This window comes from Streptococcus sp. FSL E2-3488 (assembly GCF_038003585.1).
Taxonomy (GTDB): domain Bacteria; phylum Bacillota; class Bacilli; order Lactobacillales; family Streptococcaceae; genus Streptococcus; species Streptococcus thermophilus.
In genome coordinates this window covers 642,924-661,755 of sequence record NZ_JBBOPL010000001.1, presented here as the reverse complement: position 1 = coordinate 661,755, position 18,832 = coordinate 642,924, and the positions used below count along the sequence as shown (strand labels likewise).

Annotated in this window: 16 protein-coding genes, 2 pseudogenes and 1 riboswitch; of the genes and pseudogenes, 3 read left to right on the top strand and 15 right to left on the bottom strand. The window is 37.9% G+C overall.

Translation table 11 applies throughout. The features are described from left to right. Positions 1–8: 8 nt before the first annotated feature. The 4 genes from MHH90_RS03500 to MHH90_RS03485 form a co-directional block, all read right to left on the bottom strand. Positions 9–2,009, bottom strand: a complete 2,001-nt coding sequence (locus MHH90_RS03500) for an ABC transporter permease (RefSeq protein WP_014608482.1) — start codon at positions 2,007–2,009, stop codon at positions 9–11. A 1-nt stretch (position 2,010) separates the two neighbouring features. Next, positions 2,011–2,769, bottom strand: coding sequence for an ABC transporter ATP-binding protein (locus tag MHH90_RS03495; RefSeq protein ID WP_014608483.1), 759 nt, complete (start codon positions 2,767–2,769; stop codon positions 2,011–2,013). A gap of 144 nt (positions 2,770–2,913) precedes the next feature. Continuing rightward, a complete protein-coding gene (locus MHH90_RS03490) occupies positions 2,914–3,888 on the bottom strand; it encodes a sensor histidine kinase (protein ID WP_167401542.1) in 975 nt (324 codons plus the stop codon). Then, complete coding sequence (locus MHH90_RS03485) at positions 3,878–4,558, bottom strand: response regulator transcription factor (RefSeq protein ID WP_011681349.1); 681 nt, start codon at positions 4,556–4,558, stop codon at positions 3,878–3,880. The genes MHH90_RS03490 and MHH90_RS03485 overlap by 11 nt, the downstream gene beginning before the upstream one ends. Positions 4,559–4,762: 204 nt before the next feature. Further along, a riboswitch (purine riboswitch) is annotated at positions 4,763–4,858 on the top strand. A gap of 150 nt (positions 4,859–5,008) precedes the next feature. Here MHH90_RS03485 and MHH90_RS03480 point away from each other — a divergent pair. The 3 genes and pseudogenes from MHH90_RS03480 (at position 5,009) to MHH90_RS03470 (ending at position 8,333) form a co-directional block, all read left to right on the top strand. Continuing rightward, a pseudogene (locus MHH90_RS03480) lies at positions 5,009–5,589 on the top strand (xanthine phosphoribosyltransferase). Continuing rightward, a pseudogene (locus MHH90_RS03475) lies at positions 5,589–6,856 on the top strand (nucleobase:cation symporter-2 family protein). The pseudogenes MHH90_RS03480 and MHH90_RS03475 overlap by 1 nt, the downstream one beginning before the upstream one ends. 127 nt (positions 6,857–6,983) lie before the next feature. After that, positions 6,984–8,333 (top strand): MATE family efflux transporter, encoded by a 1,350-nt coding sequence (locus tag MHH90_RS03470; protein WP_014608488.1) that lies wholly within the window; start codon positions 6,984–6,986, stop codon positions 8,331–8,333. A 364-nt stretch (positions 8,334–8,697) separates the two neighbouring features. On the opposite strand, the gene msrB is transcribed toward MHH90_RS03470, so the two are convergent. The 11 genes from msrB to MHH90_RS03415 all read right to left on the bottom strand — a co-directional run bounded on the left by msrB (position 8,698) and on the right by MHH90_RS03415 (position 18,629). After that, complete coding sequence (gene msrB, locus MHH90_RS03465) at positions 8,698–9,648, bottom strand: peptide-methionine (R)-S-oxide reductase MsrB (protein ID WP_041827064.1); 951 nt, start codon at positions 9,646–9,648, stop codon at positions 8,698–8,700. 127 nt (positions 9,649–9,775) lie between these two features. Then, the gene (locus MHH90_RS03460; protein ID WP_002953233.1) at positions 9,776–10,588 is read right to left on the bottom strand and encodes an amino acid ABC transporter substrate-binding protein; all 813 of its coding nucleotides are present in this window, start codon (positions 10,586–10,588) and stop codon (positions 9,776–9,778) included. Positions 10,589–10,606: 18 nt separating this feature from the next. Next, positions 10,607–11,956, bottom strand: coding sequence for an adenylosuccinate lyase (gene purB / locus MHH90_RS03455; RefSeq protein ID WP_002953235.1), 1,350 nt, complete (start codon positions 11,954–11,956; stop codon positions 10,607–10,609). 9 nt (positions 11,957–11,965) lie between these two features. After that, complete coding sequence (locus MHH90_RS03450; RefSeq protein WP_023909780.1) at positions 11,966–12,733, bottom strand: amino acid ABC transporter ATP-binding protein; 768 nt, start codon at positions 12,731–12,733, stop codon at positions 11,966–11,968. Continuing rightward, positions 12,720–13,409: an amino acid ABC transporter permease gene (locus MHH90_RS03445; protein ID WP_002953237.1), complete on the bottom strand. Its 690-nt coding sequence runs from the start codon at positions 13,407–13,409 to the stop codon at positions 12,720–12,722. Before MHH90_RS03445 ends, MHH90_RS03450 begins: the two co-directional genes overlap by 14 nt. Further along, the gene (locus MHH90_RS03440; protein WP_002953238.1) at positions 13,399–13,944 is read right to left on the bottom strand and encodes a GNAT family N-acetyltransferase; all 546 of its coding nucleotides are present in this window, start codon (positions 13,942–13,944) and stop codon (positions 13,399–13,401) included. Before MHH90_RS03440 ends, MHH90_RS03445 begins: the two co-directional genes overlap by 11 nt. Positions 13,945–13,947: 3 nt before the next feature. Continuing rightward, complete coding sequence (locus MHH90_RS03435) at positions 13,948–15,261, bottom strand: MmgE/PrpD family protein (protein WP_023909781.1); 1,314 nt, start codon at positions 15,259–15,261, stop codon at positions 13,948–13,950. Then, positions 15,258–16,433 carry an aminotransferase class I/II-fold pyridoxal phosphate-dependent enzyme gene (locus MHH90_RS03430; protein ID WP_023909783.1) on the bottom strand — a complete coding sequence of 392 codons (1,176 nt, stop codon included), beginning with the start codon at positions 16,431–16,433 and terminating at the stop codon, positions 15,258–15,260. Before MHH90_RS03430 ends, MHH90_RS03435 begins: the two co-directional genes overlap by 4 nt. Before the next feature lie 2 nt (positions 16,434–16,435). Beyond that, positions 16,436–17,302: an iron-containing alcohol dehydrogenase gene (locus MHH90_RS03425; RefSeq protein WP_252989140.1), complete on the bottom strand. Its 867-nt coding sequence runs from the start codon at positions 17,300–17,302 to the stop codon at positions 16,436–16,438. 2 nt (positions 17,303–17,304) lie between these two features. After that, positions 17,305–17,487: a hypothetical protein gene (locus MHH90_RS03420; RefSeq protein WP_002953250.1), complete on the bottom strand. Its 183-nt coding sequence runs from the start codon at positions 17,485–17,487 to the stop codon at positions 17,305–17,307. 2 nt (positions 17,488–17,489) lie between these two features. Continuing rightward, the gene (locus MHH90_RS03415; RefSeq protein ID WP_271298265.1) at positions 17,490–18,629 is read right to left on the bottom strand and encodes a M20 peptidase aminoacylase family protein; all 1,140 of its coding nucleotides are present in this window, start codon (positions 18,627–18,629) and stop codon (positions 17,490–17,492) included. Positions 18,630–18,832 lie beyond the last annotated feature (203 nt).

The window sequence follows — 18,832 nt, the reverse complement described above, 5'->3', positions numbered from 1 at the left end:
TATGTCAGTTACATTGATACGATTCTACGATAAGAACGCGACGTTAGGACGAAAACCAAGACATAAGCTAAGAAGAAAACGCCACAAACAATAATTGTAACCACTAACATAAGATCTGGATTGAGAACTCCAATGATACGCACAATCAAACTGATCATATGATAAGCAAAGGCCAAGTGAATAAAGGCAAAAATCAAAGGGAGGAAGAAGACGGTAAGAACTTGCTTACGAATGGTTTGCTTGACTTGAAGGTCGTCCAACCCAATCTTTTGAAGAATAACAAAGCGCTCACGATCCTCATAACCTTCAGAAATCTGTTTATAGTAAATCACGAGAACTGTGCCAAGCATAAAGATAATGGATAAGAAAATACCGATAAATAAGGTTCCGCCAACAAAGCCATTTAGCATCCCTTCTACATCATATCGGCTATTAGCAGTGAGGTTAGGCCCAGGGACACCAGTAGTTTGTCCAGCTAACTGTTGCATTTCTTTATCCGTGAGTTTGTCTAACAAATCTGAATCTTTCTTGGCTTCATGTGTAGGGTCTTTGACGTTAACACCAACATAAGTAGATTGAGTGGTTGCTGTTCCTTTGATACTTTCTTTAAAAATATCCATATCAGGAACGACAAGGTAGCTATAATCAGAAACTATGGTTGTAAAGATATTAGGTACTTTACCTTTAATAAAGTCATTAAGGCTTTCCTGAATCTGGTAGTTTTGACCATTAATAGAGACACTCTTTTGATCTTTCAATATTTTATTTTTAGTAAATAAGCTAACTTGATTTGAAGTCAGATTGAGGTCTTTACCTGTTAATTGCTTATAAGTTGCTTGTGAGAAGACAAGAAAAACTGACTTTGGTAGAACTTTTCTTTCATTCTCAGAAAAGATGGTTAGCTTGTTTTTTTCTTGTTCTTTGATACCAAAGTAGAGGTAAGTTACTTCTGTTTTTCTATTGACCTGATTTCCCGACTGTGATAAGAAATCATCCATAACCTTTTGTGTACTTGTTACATCTACATTCGTTCCGGTAACTGTGTAATCATGTGGAGCAGCACTCGCCAGATAGTCTTTTTTTCCAGCATAGATACTTGCAGCACCTACAAGCGTCACGAGAACCATACTTGAGAGGATAGCAATGGTTGCAAGCCCAACTGCATTTTTCTTCATCCGAAAGACAAGGTTGGAAATGGAAATCATATTATTAGGCTTGTAATAGTAGCTTTTCTTCTTTTTCAAGAGTTGCAGAACTACTGTTGTCCCAGCGTTGAAGAGAAGATAAGTCCCTAAAATGACCAGTAAAACAGCTAGGAAAAAACTGATAATAGCCGTTACTGGATTCTGAACAGAGAGAGCAAGATAGTAACCATATCCCATAGTCCCAAGTCCTAAAAGGGTTTGAATAACTAGGAAACGTCCTTTTTTCTCACCCTTAAGGCCATCTTTAGTTAATTGTAAAGGATTAAGCCGTAGTAATCGGAAACCATTTACCAAAACCAACAAACTAAAAATACAAGCAAAGATGACAAGAACAATAGGGATCGTCATTACTTGAAAGGTCGAAACCAAACCAGTACCTTCACCGATAATCCTTTGAAGAAAAGCATAAATGAGTTTATCGAATAGCGCCCCTACACCTATACCTAGAAGCAAAGTCACAAAACCCATAATCATCGTTTCTTTTAAAATCATGCTAAAGAGGTGACGTTTCTCTAAGCCTAGCACACTATAGAGACCAAGCTCCTTTGAACGATTTTTCATAACAAAGCTGTTAGCATAAAGAACAATAATCCCAGAGGATAGGGCGACAATTCCAAGTCCCAACCCCAAAACCATCTTGATAGCATCTGCCCCAGTTAAGTCATCCAGATGCGAATTAAGCGTTAAAGATGTAAAAATATAGGTAATAGCAATAACCAGAATAGTTGCCAATGTATACGGATAATAAAGCTTACGATTTTTTATGAGATTGGACAAAGCCAGTCTATTGGTTAGACGAAACATATTAGTTCACCTCACTTGCCATTACTGTAAGTGTATCGGAAATTTCTTGGAACATTTGATGTTCAGACTTATCCCCTTTGAAGATTTGATTATAAAGAATACCATCCTTGATAAACAAAACACGCTGCGCTCGACTGGCGGCCGATGTTGAGTGAGTTACCATAAGAATGGTCTGACCGCTGGCATTAATAGTATCAAAGACATCCAAGAGTGCCGCTGAAGATTTGGAATCCAAGGCGCCTGTTGGCTCATCTGCTAAGAGGATTTCTGGTTTAGTGATGATCGCACGCGCAACTGCAACCCTTTGTTTTTGGCCACCTGAAATTTCATAAGGGTACTTCTCTAGCAAAGAGTGAATTCCCAGTTGACGACTGATAGCTTCAACTTGTGTCATCATTTGCTTAACTGAGCATCGAGAAAGGACCAAAGGTAGCAAGATATTATCTTTAACAGATAGGGTATCTAAAAGATTGAAATCCTGGAAAACAAATCCTAATCTTTCACGACGGAAACTGGAAGCATCCTTATTTTTAATTCTTGCTGTGTCCATACCATTCAGATAGACACGCCCTGCTGTTGGTTTATCAAGCATGGCAAGGATATTAAGCAAGGTTGATTTTCCTGACCCGGACTCACCCATGATTGCAACATAGTCACCTTTATCAACCGTAAAATGGATATCTTTAAGGGCTTCAACTTGATTTCCTTTGAAACGCGTTTTATAAATTTTTTTAACATGTTGAACATCTAGTAATGTCATAATAAGCTCCTTTATTTTATAGATTTAGAAGAGATTCTAGGAACCTCTTACTTAACTTCTGATACCATTTTATAGAAAAAGCAAGGTCTCAACCATAACCCTTGCTTTCATTTCTAGCCTTATTTCTTACACTTTTGTAAGTTATTAATCAATAGCCAACTTCTGCTTTTGAAAATGAATGGAAACTGTGGTTCCTTGACCTACTTGGGAGCTAATACTAATATCATGTCCAAGCTGATCAGCTATTTTCTTTGAAAGATAGAGACCCAGTCCAGACGACTGCTGAGTTAAGCGGCCATTGTAACCTGAAAAACCACGCTCAAAAACCCGTAAAATATCACTATCCTTGATACCAATCCCAGAATCTTTAAGATAAAGCGTATTATCTTTAAAGTAAATGTCAATGCCACCACTCTTTGTGTACTTCAAACTATTTGACAAGACCTGCTCAATGATGACTAAGAGCCATTTTTCATCTGAAATAACCTTAACATCCAGGTCATCTAGGTTAATAGTCAACCCTTTTTGAATAAAGAAAAGACTATGCTTTCGAATAACTTCTTTAACCAAGGGGTCTAATGCAACCTGCCTCAACTGCAAATCATAATGAAAGTTTTCCAAACGTAAATACTGCAAGACCAGATTGGTGTAGGCATCAATCTTGAAGACCTCTTGCTCCAAGAGAGCCCTCGTTTTACTATCTGTAACATCCCCTAACAATAATTGACTGGCTGCTATTGGCGTCTTGATTTGATGCACCCAAAGGGTATAGTAGTCCATCAAATCTGTATAGCGCTTGCGCTCCTCCTCAGTCTGAACCATTTGACTCTCCTTAGCATTTTCCAAGGCCTGAGCTAGATAAAACTCTAAAGGACTTGATGGTGTCATTTTCTCATAGAGATAGGCTAAGTTATAAGACTGATAAGAGCTAACCAAGTCCCAAATAACTATGATGATAGCCACAAATGTCAGTATGGTCAAGGCATAATGAAGAATATCTGCTGCCTCTTCAAATAAAAAAGCAAACAAAACCAAGATGATTCCATTAAAAATAAGCAAAAGATAGAAAGGTAGACGAGACCTAATCTGATATGTGATAAATTGACGCTTATCCATCATGACGCAACCCGTAACCGACACCTTTCTTGGTTTCAATAAAGTCCTTCAAACCAACTGCCTCTAACTTCTTACGTAAACGTGCCACATTTACAGAGAGAGTGTTATCATCAATAAAGAAGTCACTATTCCAAAGCTCCTTCATGAGGTCTTCACGACTAACGATATTACCAGAACGCTCAAAGAGAACTTGTAAAATCTGAAATTCATTCTTAGTCAAAGAAACGACTTCTCCCTGATAAACCAGATCCATGGCCTTAAGGTTCAGAATCACACCCATATATTCCAAAAGACTCTGATCCTTTCCAAACTCATAAGATCGGCGCAAAAGCCCTTGAATTTTTGCCAAGAGAACATTTTGGTCAAAGGGTTTAGTCACAAAGTCGTCCCCACCCATATTGATTGCCATAACGATATCCATGGCCTGATCTCTGGAAGACAAGAACATAATAGGCACCTTGGAGACCTTCCGAATTTCCTGACACCAGTGATAACCGTTGAATAGAGGTAAACCAATATCCATAAGAACCAAGTGGGGTTCTTCTTTTACAAAAAGAGATAATACTTCCATGAAATCTTCAACAAGAACAACTTCGTACTCCCACTGTTCTAGTATTTTCTTGACTTGTTGACGGATAACCTCGTCGTCCTCAACTAATAAAATCTTATGCATAACTCAACCTCTTTCATTTCTCACTATTATAACAAAAATGACCTAAGAATCGCCCTTTCTCAGCAAATCTTACAATAATGTTAGATTGAATTTTGCAACTTTTTAAAGAGTGCATTTTTATGGAAAAATTATTTTAGTCTTCAAAGAAAATATAGTATTATAATAGTGTTGATGTTGGTTTATCATCAACCTTCGAAAGCTTCATCAAACAATGAGAACATTACTTATTTATGTCACGAATGGGCGTGACGTTTCTACAAGGTGCCGTAACACCTAACAATAAGTAAGCTAATTTAGTCATAGAAAGATTTCACTGTCTTTTTGTGATTTTAAAGGCTTGCTTTGCAGGCCTTTTTTATATTATTCGATTGTTTTGGTTTTTGTCAGAGTCTCAATAGATTCTGAAATAAATCAAAGCACAGCATTGTTATTCAATTTATAGGAGGTAATATGAAATTACTGGAAGACCGCATTCTCAATGATGGGAATGTTCTTGGGGAAAATATCCTCAAAGTTGACTCTTTTTAACTCACCAAGTTGACTTTGAGCTCATGCGTGAAATTGGAAAGGTATTTGCTGAAAAGTTCAAGGATACTGGCATCACCAAGGTGGTGACTATCGAAGCATCTGGTATTGCACCAGCCCTCTATGCAACTGAAGCCTTAGATGTCCCTATGATTTTTGCTAAGAAGGCTAAAAATATCACCATGAATGAGGGTATCCTCACTGCTGAGGTTTACTCTTTCACTAAACAGGTGACTAGTACTGTCTCTATCGCAAGCAAGTTTCTCACTCCTGAAGATAAGGTTCTCATCATTGATGATTTCCTAGCTAACGGCCAAGCTGCCAAAGGCTTGATTCAAATCATTGAAGAGGCTGGCGCACACGTCGAAGCTGTCGGAATCGTTATCGAGAAATCCTTCCAAGATGGTCGTGCTCTTTTGGAAGAAGCCAGCTACCCAGTTGTTTCACTTGCTCGTTTGGAGCGTTTCGAAAATGGTCAGGTCGTATTTAAGGAGGCAGACATCTAATGCAAAATAAAGAGAAACACTCACAAGTGGCAATCTTAGGACTGCAACACTTACTCGCCATATACTCAGGCTCAATCTGGTTCCAATCATGATTGCTGGAGCTTTGGGCTACTCAGCTCATCAATTAACCTACTTGATTTCAACTGACATCTTCATGTGTGGTGTGGCAACTTTCCTCCAACTTCAACTCAATAAACACTTCGGTATTGGTCTTCCAGTTATGCTTGGAGTTGCCTTCCAATCAGTGGCTCCACTCATTATGATTGGTAAGAGTCATGGTAGCGGTGCCATGTTTGGTGCCCTTATCATTTCAGGGATTTATGTTATCTTTGTTTCTGGTGTCTTTTCAAAATTTGCCAACCTCTTCCCTTCCATCGTTACGGGATCGGTCATCACAACTATTGGTTTGACCCTTATCCCTGTCGCTATCGGAAATATGGGGAACAACGTTGACAAACCAACTGGTCAAAGCCTCTTCCTTGCAGCTATCACGATTCTTATCATCCTTTTGGTTAATATTTTTACCAAAGGATTTATCTAATCAATCTCAATCTTAATTGATTTGGTTATAGGTACTGTTATCGCAGCAAGCATGGGCTTAGTTGACTTCTCACCGGTAGCTGCGGCACCTGTTGTCCATGTGCCAACACCATTCTACTTCGGAATGCCTAAATTTGAGTTGTCATCAATCATCATGATGTGTATCATCGCTACTGTGTCAATGGTTGAATCAACCGGGGTTTACTTGGCGCTTTCTGACATTACCAAAGACCCAATTGATAGCACTCTCCTCCGTAACGGCTACCGAGCTGAGGGTATGGCTGTTCTCCTTGGTGGACTCTTCAATACCTTCCCATACACAGGTTTCTCTCAAAACGTTGGTCTTGTGAAGTTATCAGGCATTAAGAAACGCTTGCCAATCTACTACACAGCTGGCTTCCTTGTTCTTCTCGGACTCCTTCCTAAGTTTGGTGCCTTGGCTCAAATCATCCCAAGCCCAGTACTTGGTGGTGCTATGCTAGTCATGTTCGGTTTTGTTTCTATTCAAGGGATGCAAATCTTGGCACGTGTTGATTTTGCTAACAACGAACACAACTTCTTGATTGCTGCGGTATCAATCGCTGCAGGGGTTGGTCTTAACAATAGCAACCTCTTCAACAGTTTACCAACAGCTTTCCAAATGTTCTTTTCAAACGGTATCGTGGTCGCAAGCTTACTTGCCATCGTCCTCAATGCCATTTTGAACCATAATAAAAAAGAAAAATAACACAAGAACACCTGAGTCGCTTTACTTAGGTGTTTTATCATGCAATAAAACATATTGAATCCAAGTCATATCTATAGTACAATGAAAATATAAATGTTTGAAAAATTAATTTAGAAAGGAGAATAGAATGCACGAAACACATTCTCTCCGTGAGCGATTTCTTGTTTTCTTCAAGATTTTTGTGCCCATACTAATCTATCAGTTCGCCAACTTCTCGGCAGCCTTTGTGGACACTACCATGACTGGTCAATACGATGCCCTACACTTGGCGGGTGTAGCCATGGCAACGAGTTTATGGAGTCCTTTTTTTACCTTCTTAACAGGTATCGTCTCTGCCTTGGTTCCGATTATCGGGCACCATCTAGGGGCAGGTCGCAAGGATCGAGTAGCTCCAGATTTCTATCAATTTCTCTATATGGCTTTAGGTCTATCACTGATCCTCTTTGCCCTCGTTTTTCTGGGGGCACCCTTAGTTCTGGGACACTTAGGTTTGGAACCTGTGGTCAGAAAGGTAGCCCTTGGTTACCTACGCTTTTTGAGCCTTGGAATTATTCCCCTTCTGCTCTTTAGCGTGGTTCGCTCCTTTCTTGATGCGCTTGGCCTCACGCGCCTTTCCATGTACCTCATGCTTTTGCTTCTACCACTAAATGGTTTCTTCAATTTTCTCCTCATCTATGGCATCGCTGGTCTACCAGAGTTGGGGGGATCCGGAGCAGGTCTGGGAACTTCATTGGCTTACTGGGCTCTTTTCCTTATTTCCATCGCAGTTATCAGAAAGCATAAGAAAGTTAAACCCTACCAGATTGAAAAAATCCAACCCCTTGATAAGACGGCTCTGCTTGATGCACTGAAACTAGGCCTCCCCATTGGTGGAACGGTCTTTGCGGAGGTCTCCATCTTCTCAGGCGTTGGTCTAGTTATGGCTAAGTATCCATCCCTAGTCATTGCCAGTCATCAGGCGGCCATGAATTTCTCAAACCTCACGTATGCCTTTCCTCTCAGTGTTTCCAGTGCAATGGCTATCATTATTTCTTATGAATTTGGAGCTAAACGCATGGATGCGGTTAAGAGCTATAGCAAACTAGGACGTCTAACTGCCTTAGTTTTTGCTGGCTTTACCTTGTTCTTTCTCTATTTCTTGAGATATGATTTAGCTGAACTCTATGGACATGAACCTGAGTTTTTGAGAATGACAACCGTTTTCATGACCTATAGCCTCTTCTTTCAAGTATCGGATGCCTTTGCGGCTCCACTTCAAGGAATTCTGCGTGGCTATAAGGACACCAAGGTCCCTTTCTATCTCGGTGTCTTGTCCTACTGGGGCTTGACCTTTCCTGTTGGTTATCTTCTTGAAAAAGTTGCTGGACTGGGTCCATATAGTTACTGGATTGGCCTGATTGCCAGTCTTATCGTCAGTGGTCTTTGTTACCAATGGCGCCTAAATAGAATCGTCAAACGCTACGAATCACATCATTAATATACCTTAAACAGTCTAGTTAGACTGCTTTTTCTCTGCTCAAAACTTGATAATAAAGAAAAAGCCTCCTTCATATTGAAAACAAATAAACTGTTGTCAATGTACAGAAAGTTTCTTTTATGAGTGATTAGTTATATTCAGATTTTCCTGCTTATTGCCAAACTGGATCCATTAATGAAAGCATAGATGTTTAATATTGAAAAAGGTCAATTTTTGTCCTGAAAGGTTAGGTGATATTTTATGTTAGATTTAAAAGGCTTTCCTTAATTTCTTTTACATGCAAAAGAGGTTGGTAGCAAGGGACTCCAACCTCTTTAGTTATGACATGATTCTGCTAAAAACATCTCTTAAAACTCGTGACTAGTCAATCTACTTGGTCAAGTAAGTAGGCATAGCCTTCTTTTTCCATATCAGCTTTAGGCACAAATCGCGTTGCTACACCATTGATACAGTAGCGTAACCCCCCCTTGTCACTTGGCCCATCTGGAAAGACATGCCCAAGATGAGAATCTCCTACACGACTACGAACCTCAATACGATCCATATTGTGAGAATGGTCTTCTTTGTAGTTGGCAACCTCGGGACTAATAGGACGAGAGAAACTTGGCCAGCCACAGGCTGAATAAAACTTGTCCCTAGATGAAAAGAGAGGCTCACCGGTCACTACATCAACATAAATCCCTGGTTCAAAATGATTCCAAAGTGGGCTTGTAAAGGCTCGTTCTGTTCTATTTTCTTGGGTCACAGCATAGGCTTCTGGACTCAGACTTACTTTAAGTTCCTCCTGACTTGGCTTGTGATAAGAACTTGAATCAATAACAGGGTTAACGGCTTGATTAACATTAATATGGCAATAGCCATTAGGATTCTTCTTGAGATAGTCCTGATGGTATTCCTCAGCAGGAATAAAGTGCTGAAGTGGCAACAACTCAACCGCCAAAGGCTGACCGTATTGCTCAGACATTTCTTGGAAAACTTTCTCGATGATTGGAAGGTCATTTACATCAGTATAGTAAACACCCGTACGGTACTGGGTTCCCACATCATTCCCCTGTTTGTTTTTGCTTAGAGGATTGATGATACGGAAAAAATGTAGCAGAATCTCTCGCAATGTCACCTTGCCAGCATCATAGGTCACCTGAACAGTCTCAGCATGTCCCGTCTGACTGATGAGCTCATAACGAGTCGTCTCACTACTACCATTAGCATAACCCGAAACCGCATCTAACACACCAGGCACACGAGAGAAGTACTCTTCCACACCCCAGAAACAGCCACCAGCAAGATAGATCACATGATTATTTGGATTTGACATTTTTAGCACTCCCTTCACTAGATACTTGCATCTCCACGCTTTAAGTGTAACTCTTTTTGGGAGATTTCGCAATTATAGTGACTTGGAGAGAAAAAAACAACGACATTGGGTCGTTGTTTGATGAGGGTTATTTTTTATAAGTGGCATCAATACCTGAGAAGTATTTTTTAGAAAGTTTTGAGACTGTTCCATCTTTAATTAACTCTTCCACAGATTTATCCGCTTTTTCTCGTAAGTCTTTATTTTTTCCTTTATTGAAAGCAATGGCAATGTTTTCTTGTCCTAATTCACCATCCAAAATCTTCAGATCTAGATTTTTTTGTTTAATAATAGCTGATAAGATTGTCTTAGAGTTTGAGTAACCATCAACTTGACCATTCGTTACCCCTGTCAAAGCTGCTTCACGGTCATCGAAGGTTTGAATTTGAATAGATGGATCATAAGCATTAACAACTTTAATTTGGTTTGAACCAACGGTTGCTGCTAATGTATGACCCCCAAGCTCATTAATATTTGTTAGTGAAGAATCTTTTTTAACGACAACACCATATTGGAAGGTTGCATACGGTGTTGTGAAATCGTAAGATTTTTGGCGTTCATCCGTAATTGCGATACTACTTGCGACCGCATCAACTTTACCACTTTGCAAAAGACCAAACAGTCCATCAAAACTTGTTGTTATAAACTCCACTTTATAGCCGATTTTCTTGCCAACTGCTCTAGCAATTTCTACATCAAAACCTGTCAAATCACCATTCGAATCTTTATAAGAACCAGGGAAACTTACACCTGTTGTGGCAACACGTAGAACCTTTTCATTTGAACTAGATTTTGAGACTGTTTGGGTCGTTTTCGAACCTGATGCAGTTTGATAGCCAAAATATGCAATTACAGCAATAAAAATAATACCTACAATAGCAAAAATTGATTTCTTTTTCATAATAATCTCCTTTATAAATTAAATAGTTACTTGTGATAAAACTTCATCCACTTTTTCTAGACATTCACCAATATTATTTTTAGGATCTACCCAAGATAATATATCTTCTTTTGTGAAGTTTAACCTTACCCTCTCATCTGAGTAAACCAAGTCAATGAAGTCTTTGTTTTCTTCAAGTGCAGTCATTGCTGCCTGATAGACAATTTCGTGGGCAGTCTGTTTGCCGAGTTTTAGTCCCACTTCAAACATGATACGCTCAGAATATGGGAGAGCTCCTTGTTTATTTAAATTATCAAGCATCTTATCTTTATTAACTTTCAATCCAGATAAAATATAAGTTGCGTTGACGATTTGAGCATCAAGATAGCTTGTAATTTCTGGTAAAGCTACCCATTCATTACGCCAATGAATAGCATCCCGCTCACCATCAATTAGAAGCGATTGAAACATCAAATCAACATCTTTAAAGACCGGTTGTGTCAGGCTCGCTAACCCTTCAATAAGAGCAGGATTACGTTTTTGAGGCATGGTTGATGATCCTACTTCACCTTTTTTAAAAGGCTCATGTACCTCATCAATTTCTGTTTTCATCAATGTAAAAAGCTCACGACCGATTTTCCCAAGTGTACCTGAGAAAATACCTAAAACACTTGCAAATTCAGAAAAACGATCTCGAGAAGGTTGCCAAGAGATGTTAGGAACAGCTAAGCCTAACTCTTTTAAGACTGCCTTCTCAACTTCTCTTCCTCTACCGAAAAATGAGGCATAAGAACCAACCGCACCACTGATACTACCTACGAAAACATCATTCTCAAGCAATTGCTTCAACCTTCGTTGACTTCGTAAGAGTTCATCCAACCAGATTGACAATTTGAAGCCAAAAGTGATTGGAATAGCATGTATACCATGTGTCCGACCTATCATAAGTGTCGAACGATGTTCTTTGGTTAATTTTGCTAGAGTAGAAATAAGGTCTTTTGTATGATCCAAAATGATATTATAGGCTTCTTTAGTTTGCAACATTATACCAGTATCCACTATATCTTGGGTAGTGACACCATAATGAACAAACTCACCTTCTTTTCCTCCAACCTCTTCTTGCAAAGCATGAATGAGAGCAATCAATGAATGACGTTTCTCAGCACTTTCTTTTTGTAGAGAAAGAAAATCAAAGTTATCTACCTTGGCTTTTTCCACAATTTTATCAGCTGCTGATTTTGGAATGATGCCTAAATCACCTTCAATCTTCGCTAAAGCAGCTTCAACAGCCAATTGTTTTGAAATTTTATTATCATCACTCCATATAGAACGTATAGCTGGAGTTGAAAAATTATTTTGCAATAATATGGAATCTAAAACACTCGTCATAGAATCTCCTTACAATTCTGCACTTTCTGGTGTGCCTCTGTACAGTGAGTTTACAAAAGAACGTACCCTATCATGACTACCCTCATTAGATAGTAAAATCTTAGCATCTCCTTGAGTTAGGATTTCACCATCTTCTATAAAGACAGCCTTATCTGCAATTTTTCTTGCAAACTCCATTTCATGTGTTACCAAGATCATTGTAATATTCTTCTTCGCAAGATTTACAATAACTTGAAGAACACTTTCAATCATCTCAGGATCTAGTGAAGACGTAGGTTCATCAAATAGAATAACTTCTGGATGAAAAGCAACCGCACGCGCAATTGCCACCCGTTGCTGCTGACCCCCAGATAGGGTAGCAGGGTATTGTGAAGCAAATTTCTCAAGACCAACGTCTTTTAAAGCTTGTAGCGCAATTTCTTTAGCTTCTGACTTACTATATTTTCCGTTTAGAATAAGAGGACGATACACATTTTCTAGTACGGTAAAATTTTTAAATAAGTTAAAACTCTGAAAGATCATTGTTGAGTATTGTCTTATCTCTCGAATAGCATTCTTAGACAATTTTGAAGTATCAACTTCTGTATTAGAAATCCGTAATATACCTTGACTGGGCTTTTGAAGTAAATTAATAGTTCTTAGTAGGGTTGTTTTACCAGAACCACTCGGTCCGATAAAAACAGTAACTGAACCTTTTTCAACTTCCAAGTCAATATTTTTCAAAATTTGTTTGTTACCAATTGTTACATCTAGATTTTTCAAACTAATAAGAGTCATGTAAATCCCTCCTATACGGAATTTCTAATTCTTTTTCAAATTGTTTTTGAACCCATGTATACACTACAATCATTATCCAATATAGTAGACCAACTGCTAAATAGGTTTCAAAATAACGAAATGATTCGCCAGCAATCATCTTAGCATTACCAAAAAGCTCTGTTATCCCTAATGTAAAAGCCAAAGATGTTTCTTTCAACAAACTAATAAAGGTATTTCCTGTTGCAGGAAGAGCATTTAGGGTAGCTTGGGGAAGAATGACATGGAGAAACACCTTCCAGGCAGGAATGTTCAATGCTTCCCCAGCTTCGATTTGTCCCTTATCAATAGAGTTAATTGCCGCCCTAAATATTTCTGACAAGTAAGCAGCCTCTTTTAACCCAAGTCCAATTAAAGCAGCAGTTAATGCCGACATCCCTTTGAAAGCAGGAAATAGTTGAGGCAAACCATAAAAAATAAGGAACAATTGAACAAGCGTTGGCATTCCCCTAAAGAGAGAAATATAAACTTGTGAGATAAATATCAAAACCTTATTTTTAGACAATTGCAACCATGTAATAAATAGTCCAATTAGAATAGCTAAAATCATAGAAATAAGAGCTATAAAAATAGTTACTGGAATATAGGCTGGTAACTTTACAAATAATTCAAAAAAATATTCCCAACTAAAATTCATTAACATTCTCCTTTATTAGATCTTGTAATTCTTTATCATTAACATTCAAAAGAGCTTTTTTATCCAATATCTTAATCATATATATAGTCTTATGATCCGAAAAAAGTTGTTTTTCCGATAAGTAAACAAAGCCCAACTTCTCATAAGCTTTGATAAGCCATGGGTGTTCAAGTGCAGTTCCCAAAGTTATAGCAGGTGCTCTCAATTTCTTAATAACAAATTCGTCAATTACTTCTTCTATAAGCATCCTAGCCAAAGACCTCCCTTGATAATCAGGATGGGTCGCAACCCAACCAAGATGAGGTAAAGCAAAGGGAGAAGGATTTTTAGACCATGGTAATCTTAGAGATGCTGTTGTCACTATCTTTCCATCGGCCTTTTCAGTAAACATGGGTTGCCCTAGCCAATGGTCTTCAACTTCCTCAGAACTAATGGTAGCAGCTTTGAAATGAATTCCTAGCTTTTCATTATTACTATATGCTGTGTGAAAGAGTTCTGTGAGCTGTTCAATCTCTTTTATACTAACTTTCTCCATATCTTACCTTTCTGAAAGTAATTTCTTGATTTCACCCAGTGTTAAAGTTTCTCTTTCTTTTATCTTAAATAGAACATCTAATTTTCCATGACTTAGCTGAGAAGCCTTCTCAAAAATGTCATCTTCTAATAAAGGATTAGCTGGTGAACCTTTAGGATCCTCAACTAAGAATGAGTAAGTCTCCTCTTTAGTAATGATTTCTAAACAAATAGTCCTTTTTTCTGAGCTTGCTTTTAAATCATTTTTTCGTGTAATCAGATTTCGAAACTGATGAAATGCTTGGTCAACAGTGTTTTCAGAGAAATCAGAATAGTCAACCTTACCTTTTATCAAACCCAACCAAGTAATATACTCGATTGAAAATTTTCCCTCGATACCATTTTGAGGAGTACGATGTGTTAAAGCTCTGTCACCATCCTCGGTAAAATGAATAACAAGACTTTCAATTTCTGATAGAGATAGGTTTAGTTCAAAAGCTTTCTGAGCCGCTTCTAAACCTGCTGTTGCTGCTGAGCAGATAGGATAATTCTTAAACCAAAGACCCACTTTTTCTAACTGGCTAGGTTGCAACCAATTCTCTAGAAGTTGCTTACTATCTAATGCCTTACCAATTATAGTTTGACTCCATCCTCTTTTAGACGAAAAAGGATCCGCATACGCACTTAAGCCTGACCTTATTATTTGATAAGCAACCACTGCATTTCTCGCTGCAAAACCCGCATTCAATGGTTTACCATCAGTTCCTTCTTGATATAGAAAACCAGATGCTTGACTTGTGGCCAATGATAATAATTGCGAAAAACAATCGCTCGATAACTGTTTTAAGCTTCCGATTGCTGCTGTTGCTGCCAAAGTCCCAATTGTTGCTGTCGCATGCCAACCATCTTTGACATGTTGTGGTTGAAATTGTTGCCCCAGTCTACCAGCTAATTCAACTCCTTGAACATAGGACCAGAGAAAATCTTTTAGCTGAACATCATTCTCAGAAACTGCAAGCAAAGCTGAGAAAATGACTGCACTTGGATGTCCTCTATAAGTTACTAAAACATCATCTAAGTCTTCGTAATGTGCTAGATAACCTTGTAATAGAGCTAATCTCTCAGGAGTCGTTGAATACGATGAAAACCAGATTTTTTTCTCTCCTAGCAAACCGAATGATTTAATAAACGCTTGGTTCTTTGTAGTTTCCAAGCCCTTTGATAAACAAGCAAGATAATCAATAAATGCTAGGTAGGCTATCTCAAGTTGTTTTTGATTATGAGTGGAAGGTTTATATCTTTTCAAGAGATGAAAAACTAAATCTTCAGTTACTGTCATATAACTCTCTTCTTTTCTAGAAAAGCAATTAGCTTCTCAATTCCTAATTGAATCGTTTTTAAATCTGATACTAAACTTAATCGGATGTATCCCTTACCAAATTCTCCAAAAGTAGAACCCGGAATCAAAGCTACTTGTTCCTTTGTAAGAAACTCTTCCACAAAAGTAATATCATCTATTGTTTTAGGTAGTTTAATCCAAATGAAAAAAGTTCCTTCTGATTTTATAACATCAATATTATGTTCTTCCAACAGACTTAAAACAAGATCTCGTCTTTCCTTATACAACTTTTGAAGTTGCCCACGTTCCTTCTCTGAATATAAAAGTGCATATGTCGAAGCATCCTGAACCGATCCAAACGTTCCTCCAACAGAAGCCCTAATATAGCCTTTTAGAAGAGAAATAACCTCTTTGTTTCCGACTGCAAAAGCAATCCCAAAGCCCGCCATGTTAAAGGTCTTAGAAAGTGTATAGATTTCTATTCCTACTTCTTTAGCTCCGGGAGCCTGCAGAAAACTAGGAGATTTTCCTGAAAAGCTAATATCCGAATAAGCAAAATCATGAGAAACAACAAGATTATTCTCTTTAGCAAAGGCTACAGTTTCCTTAAAGAATTCGTCATTTGCTCCAGCACCAGTTGGGTTATTGGGATAATTTAAAAAAAGTAATTTTGATTTCTCTAGGATTTCTTTAGGAATAGATGAATATTGAGGTAGAAAATTATTTTCAATAGTTAAAGGGAGAGGATAATTAACGGCTCCAGCCATCTTAATTCCCGCATCATATCCAAAAAATGCTGGATTCGGTGTTAAAACGATATCTTCAGGATTCGCCAGAACCATTGGTAAAGCAGTTAATGCCACAAGCAAACCACTAAATATCATCACTTCGTCATTACTAAGTTCAACATCATACTCAGATTTATAAAAAGAAATAATTGCTTCTTTTAAACTGTCCTTACCTCCATATGGAGGATAGCCCTGATTTTTCACCTTAACTGAAGCCTTTAAAAATTCTTCAACGATGGGTTGAAAGGTCGGTTGATCAGGATTACCTCGTCCTAAGTTAATGACCCTTTTTCCCTCTTTGTTTAATTTTTTTATTTCTCCCTGTTGATGAGATGTAAAATGATTCTGTCTCTGAGACACTCGATAGGGCGCTATTATTTCCATATCTATCCTCTAATTTCTTCTAAAGCTTCCCTGACAATGTGTGCTTCCAAACCTGGGAATACTGATTGAACTCGGCTATCATTTGATTTAGATATATAGTTAGATAATTCATCAAGCTCTTCGTCTGTATCCAAGCCCAGTTCTTTTAATGTCAAAGGTAAACCAATCTTAGCGTGGTAGTCCTCAATCTCCTTACGATAAACTGCCGAAGGCTCCCTTTCAATGATTGTCTGTAGAAGACTTCCTAAAGCAACAGCTTCTCCGTGTGTTTTTATATAATCCGGTTTTACTTTGACATAGCCATTATAAAATGCATGAGCTATAACACTTCTACCATCTTGATCCAATATCCCATCTACAGATGCAGCAACTAAGAAAATCGTATCAAATAAATTGGTCAATGCTAAATCGTCTAGGGCTTCAATGTCAGTCACCTTCAACACTTCACGCCTACAGATTGTAATATACTCTTTTCCTATTTGTGCAGAGACAAGGTTCTCATTTTCCTTGGTAATTTGTCGTCTTATTTCATAAAATTTAGCAAGTGTATCCCCAATGCCCCATAAAAGATATTTTCGTGGTGCTGTCTTTAGAATATCTGGTTCCAACAAGACTAAATCCACCGCTTTTTTATGTCTCACATTAGCTATTTTTTCGTGAGCCTCAGAATAGACAATACTCTTTGTTATAAGGGCGGCACAGTTTGAAGGAACTGTTTGGACGATAACTGATTTTATCGATAAGTTATCAGTTACAAGTTTTGCTGTGTCTACCAACTGACCATCACCAAAAGCAATTAAAGCATCCGCATCAGTGATAATTTTTTCTATTCTTTCAACTTCTTGGAATGTGCAATATCCCGTGAACAATATTATAGATTTTCAACTAAAAAGCTTTCTGGGAGAAATGGTTTGATAACTTCCAGTACTATCTCGTCTGTCAGAATAATAGATCGATCAATTCCTCTATCCTTCAATAAAGATGGGAGTTGATTCAAAATACCGGCCTTATTTATATATTCTGATAGTCTCATTCTAATAATGCGTTTTACCATCGTTACTCCTTTTTAAAATGATTCAGTAGCGCAAATGCACTTTCAACGAAATAATTCACTGCAACTGGTAAAGCTTCATCTCTAACAATAAAATCATCATGGTGCCAATCAGGAGCATTCTCTTCACCATTTGAACCTACAAAAGCAAAGACCCCAGGAATCTTTTCCTGATAAGCAGCAAAATCCTCTCCTCCTGTTGAAGGAAGTGTTTCAATCACTTCAGCAAACTTTTTGCTATTTTCAAAAATGATTGGTGTCAAGTCTCTATCGTTAAATGTTACATTTGGAGCATTTCCCCAATTGATCTCAACTCTTGCATCAAATTGTTGCGAAACAGCTTTTACGACTTTCTCAAATCTTTCAATTACAGAAAGTCTTACCTCTGGATCAAAGGAACGAATGGTTCCTTCAAAATAACCATTTGCTGGAAGGACATTCCAAGTTGTACCTACATCAATATGAGTAACTGATAAAACAGCTGATTCAAAAGGTGATACCGTACGAGACACGATATTTTGCAAATTATTAATGATTGTCGTAATAACCAAAACAGTATCAACACCAAGGTCTGGACGAGCTGCGTGAGCACTCACTCCATTTACTATTACTTTAAACTGTTCAACCCCTGCCATAATTGCACCTGAGCGTAATCCAATTTGACCTGGTTTTAGATGCGGGTTATTATGGTAACCAATAATAGCTGAAACATTTTCAAGTCCACCAGCTTCAATAACCTTATAACCACCTTGAAAGTTCTCCTCAGCTGGTTGGAATATCAACCTAACTGTCCCATTTAATTCAGCTTCACGCTCTTTCAGTATTTCTGCTGCACCAAGCAAACTTGTTTGGTGAAAATCATGACCACACGCATGCATAGCACCATTTGAACTAGCATAGTCAAGATTCGTCCTCTCAACAATTGGAAGTGCATCAATATCAGCACGTAAAGCTATAATTGGTAACCCAGATCCAATCTCAGCAATCACACCTGTCTCCAATGGATAATCCAAAGGTTTGATTTCAAGCTCAGATAAATAGTTTTTTATATATTTTGTTGTTTCATATTCTTGCTCAGAAATCTCTGGATGTTCATGAATATAGTGTCTCACTTTAGCTAATTTACTATAAAAAGTATCAGTCATCGGGTTACCTCTCTCGAAAATTTCATAGTACATATCATAACATTGCATTCTAAACTTGCATAATTGTCATAAATTATGGCTAGCTATAAAAAATATTTATTGCAAATTTTTAATCTATCTATATTTCCTTATAGAATAATGGTTTTATACATTTCTAAATACTCTTATAAAAAGAAAAATGAGAGATGACATTACTAAAACCT

Coding starts and splice junctions, on each gene's coding strand:
- MHH90_RS03500 (WP_014608482.1), bottom strand. CDS start 2,009: ATGTTTCGTCTAACCAATAGACTGGCTTTGTCCAATCTCATAAAAAAT.
- MHH90_RS03495 (WP_014608483.1), bottom strand. CDS start 2,769: ATGACATTACTAGATGTTCAACATGTTAAAAAAATTTATAAAACGCGT.
- MHH90_RS03490 (WP_167401542.1), bottom strand. CDS start 3,888: ATGATGGATAAGCGTCAATTTATCACATATCAGATTAGGTCTCGTCTA.
- MHH90_RS03485 (WP_011681349.1), bottom strand. CDS start 4,558: ATGCATAAGATTTTATTAGTTGAGGACGACGAGGTTATCCGTCAACAA.
- MHH90_RS03470 (WP_014608488.1), top strand. CDS start 6,984: ATGCACGAAACACATTCTCTCCGTGAGCGATTTCTTGTTTTCTTCAAG.
- msrB (WP_041827064.1), bottom strand. CDS start 9,648: ATGTCAAATCCAAATAATCATGTGATCTATCTTGCTGGTGGCTGTTTC.
- MHH90_RS03460 (WP_002953233.1), bottom strand. CDS start 10,588: ATGAAAAAGAAATCAATTTTTGCTATTGTAGGTATTATTTTTATTGCT.
- purB (WP_002953235.1), bottom strand. CDS start 11,956: ATGACGAGTGTTTTAGATTCCATATTATTGCAAAATAATTTTTCAACT.
- MHH90_RS03450 (WP_023909780.1), bottom strand. CDS start 12,733: ATGACTCTTATTAGTTTGAAAAATCTAGATGTAACAATTGGTAACAAA.
- MHH90_RS03445 (WP_002953237.1), bottom strand. CDS start 13,409: ATGAATTTTAGTTGGGAATATTTTTTTGAATTATTTGTAAAGTTACCA.
- MHH90_RS03440 (WP_002953238.1), bottom strand. CDS start 13,944: ATGGAGAAAGTTAGTATAAAAGAGATTGAACAGCTCACAGAACTCTTT.
- MHH90_RS03435 (WP_023909781.1), bottom strand. CDS start 15,261: ATGACAGTAACTGAAGATTTAGTTTTTCATCTCTTGAAAAGATATAAA.
- MHH90_RS03430 (WP_023909783.1), bottom strand. CDS start 16,433: ATGGAAATAATAGCGCCCTATCGAGTGTCTCAGAGACAGAATCATTTT.
- MHH90_RS03420 (WP_002953250.1), bottom strand. CDS start 17,487: ATGGTAAAACGCATTATTAGAATGAGACTATCAGAATATATAAATAAG.
- MHH90_RS03415 (WP_271298265.1), bottom strand. CDS start 18,629: ATGACTGATACTTTTTATAGTAAATTAGCTAAAGTGAGACACTATATT.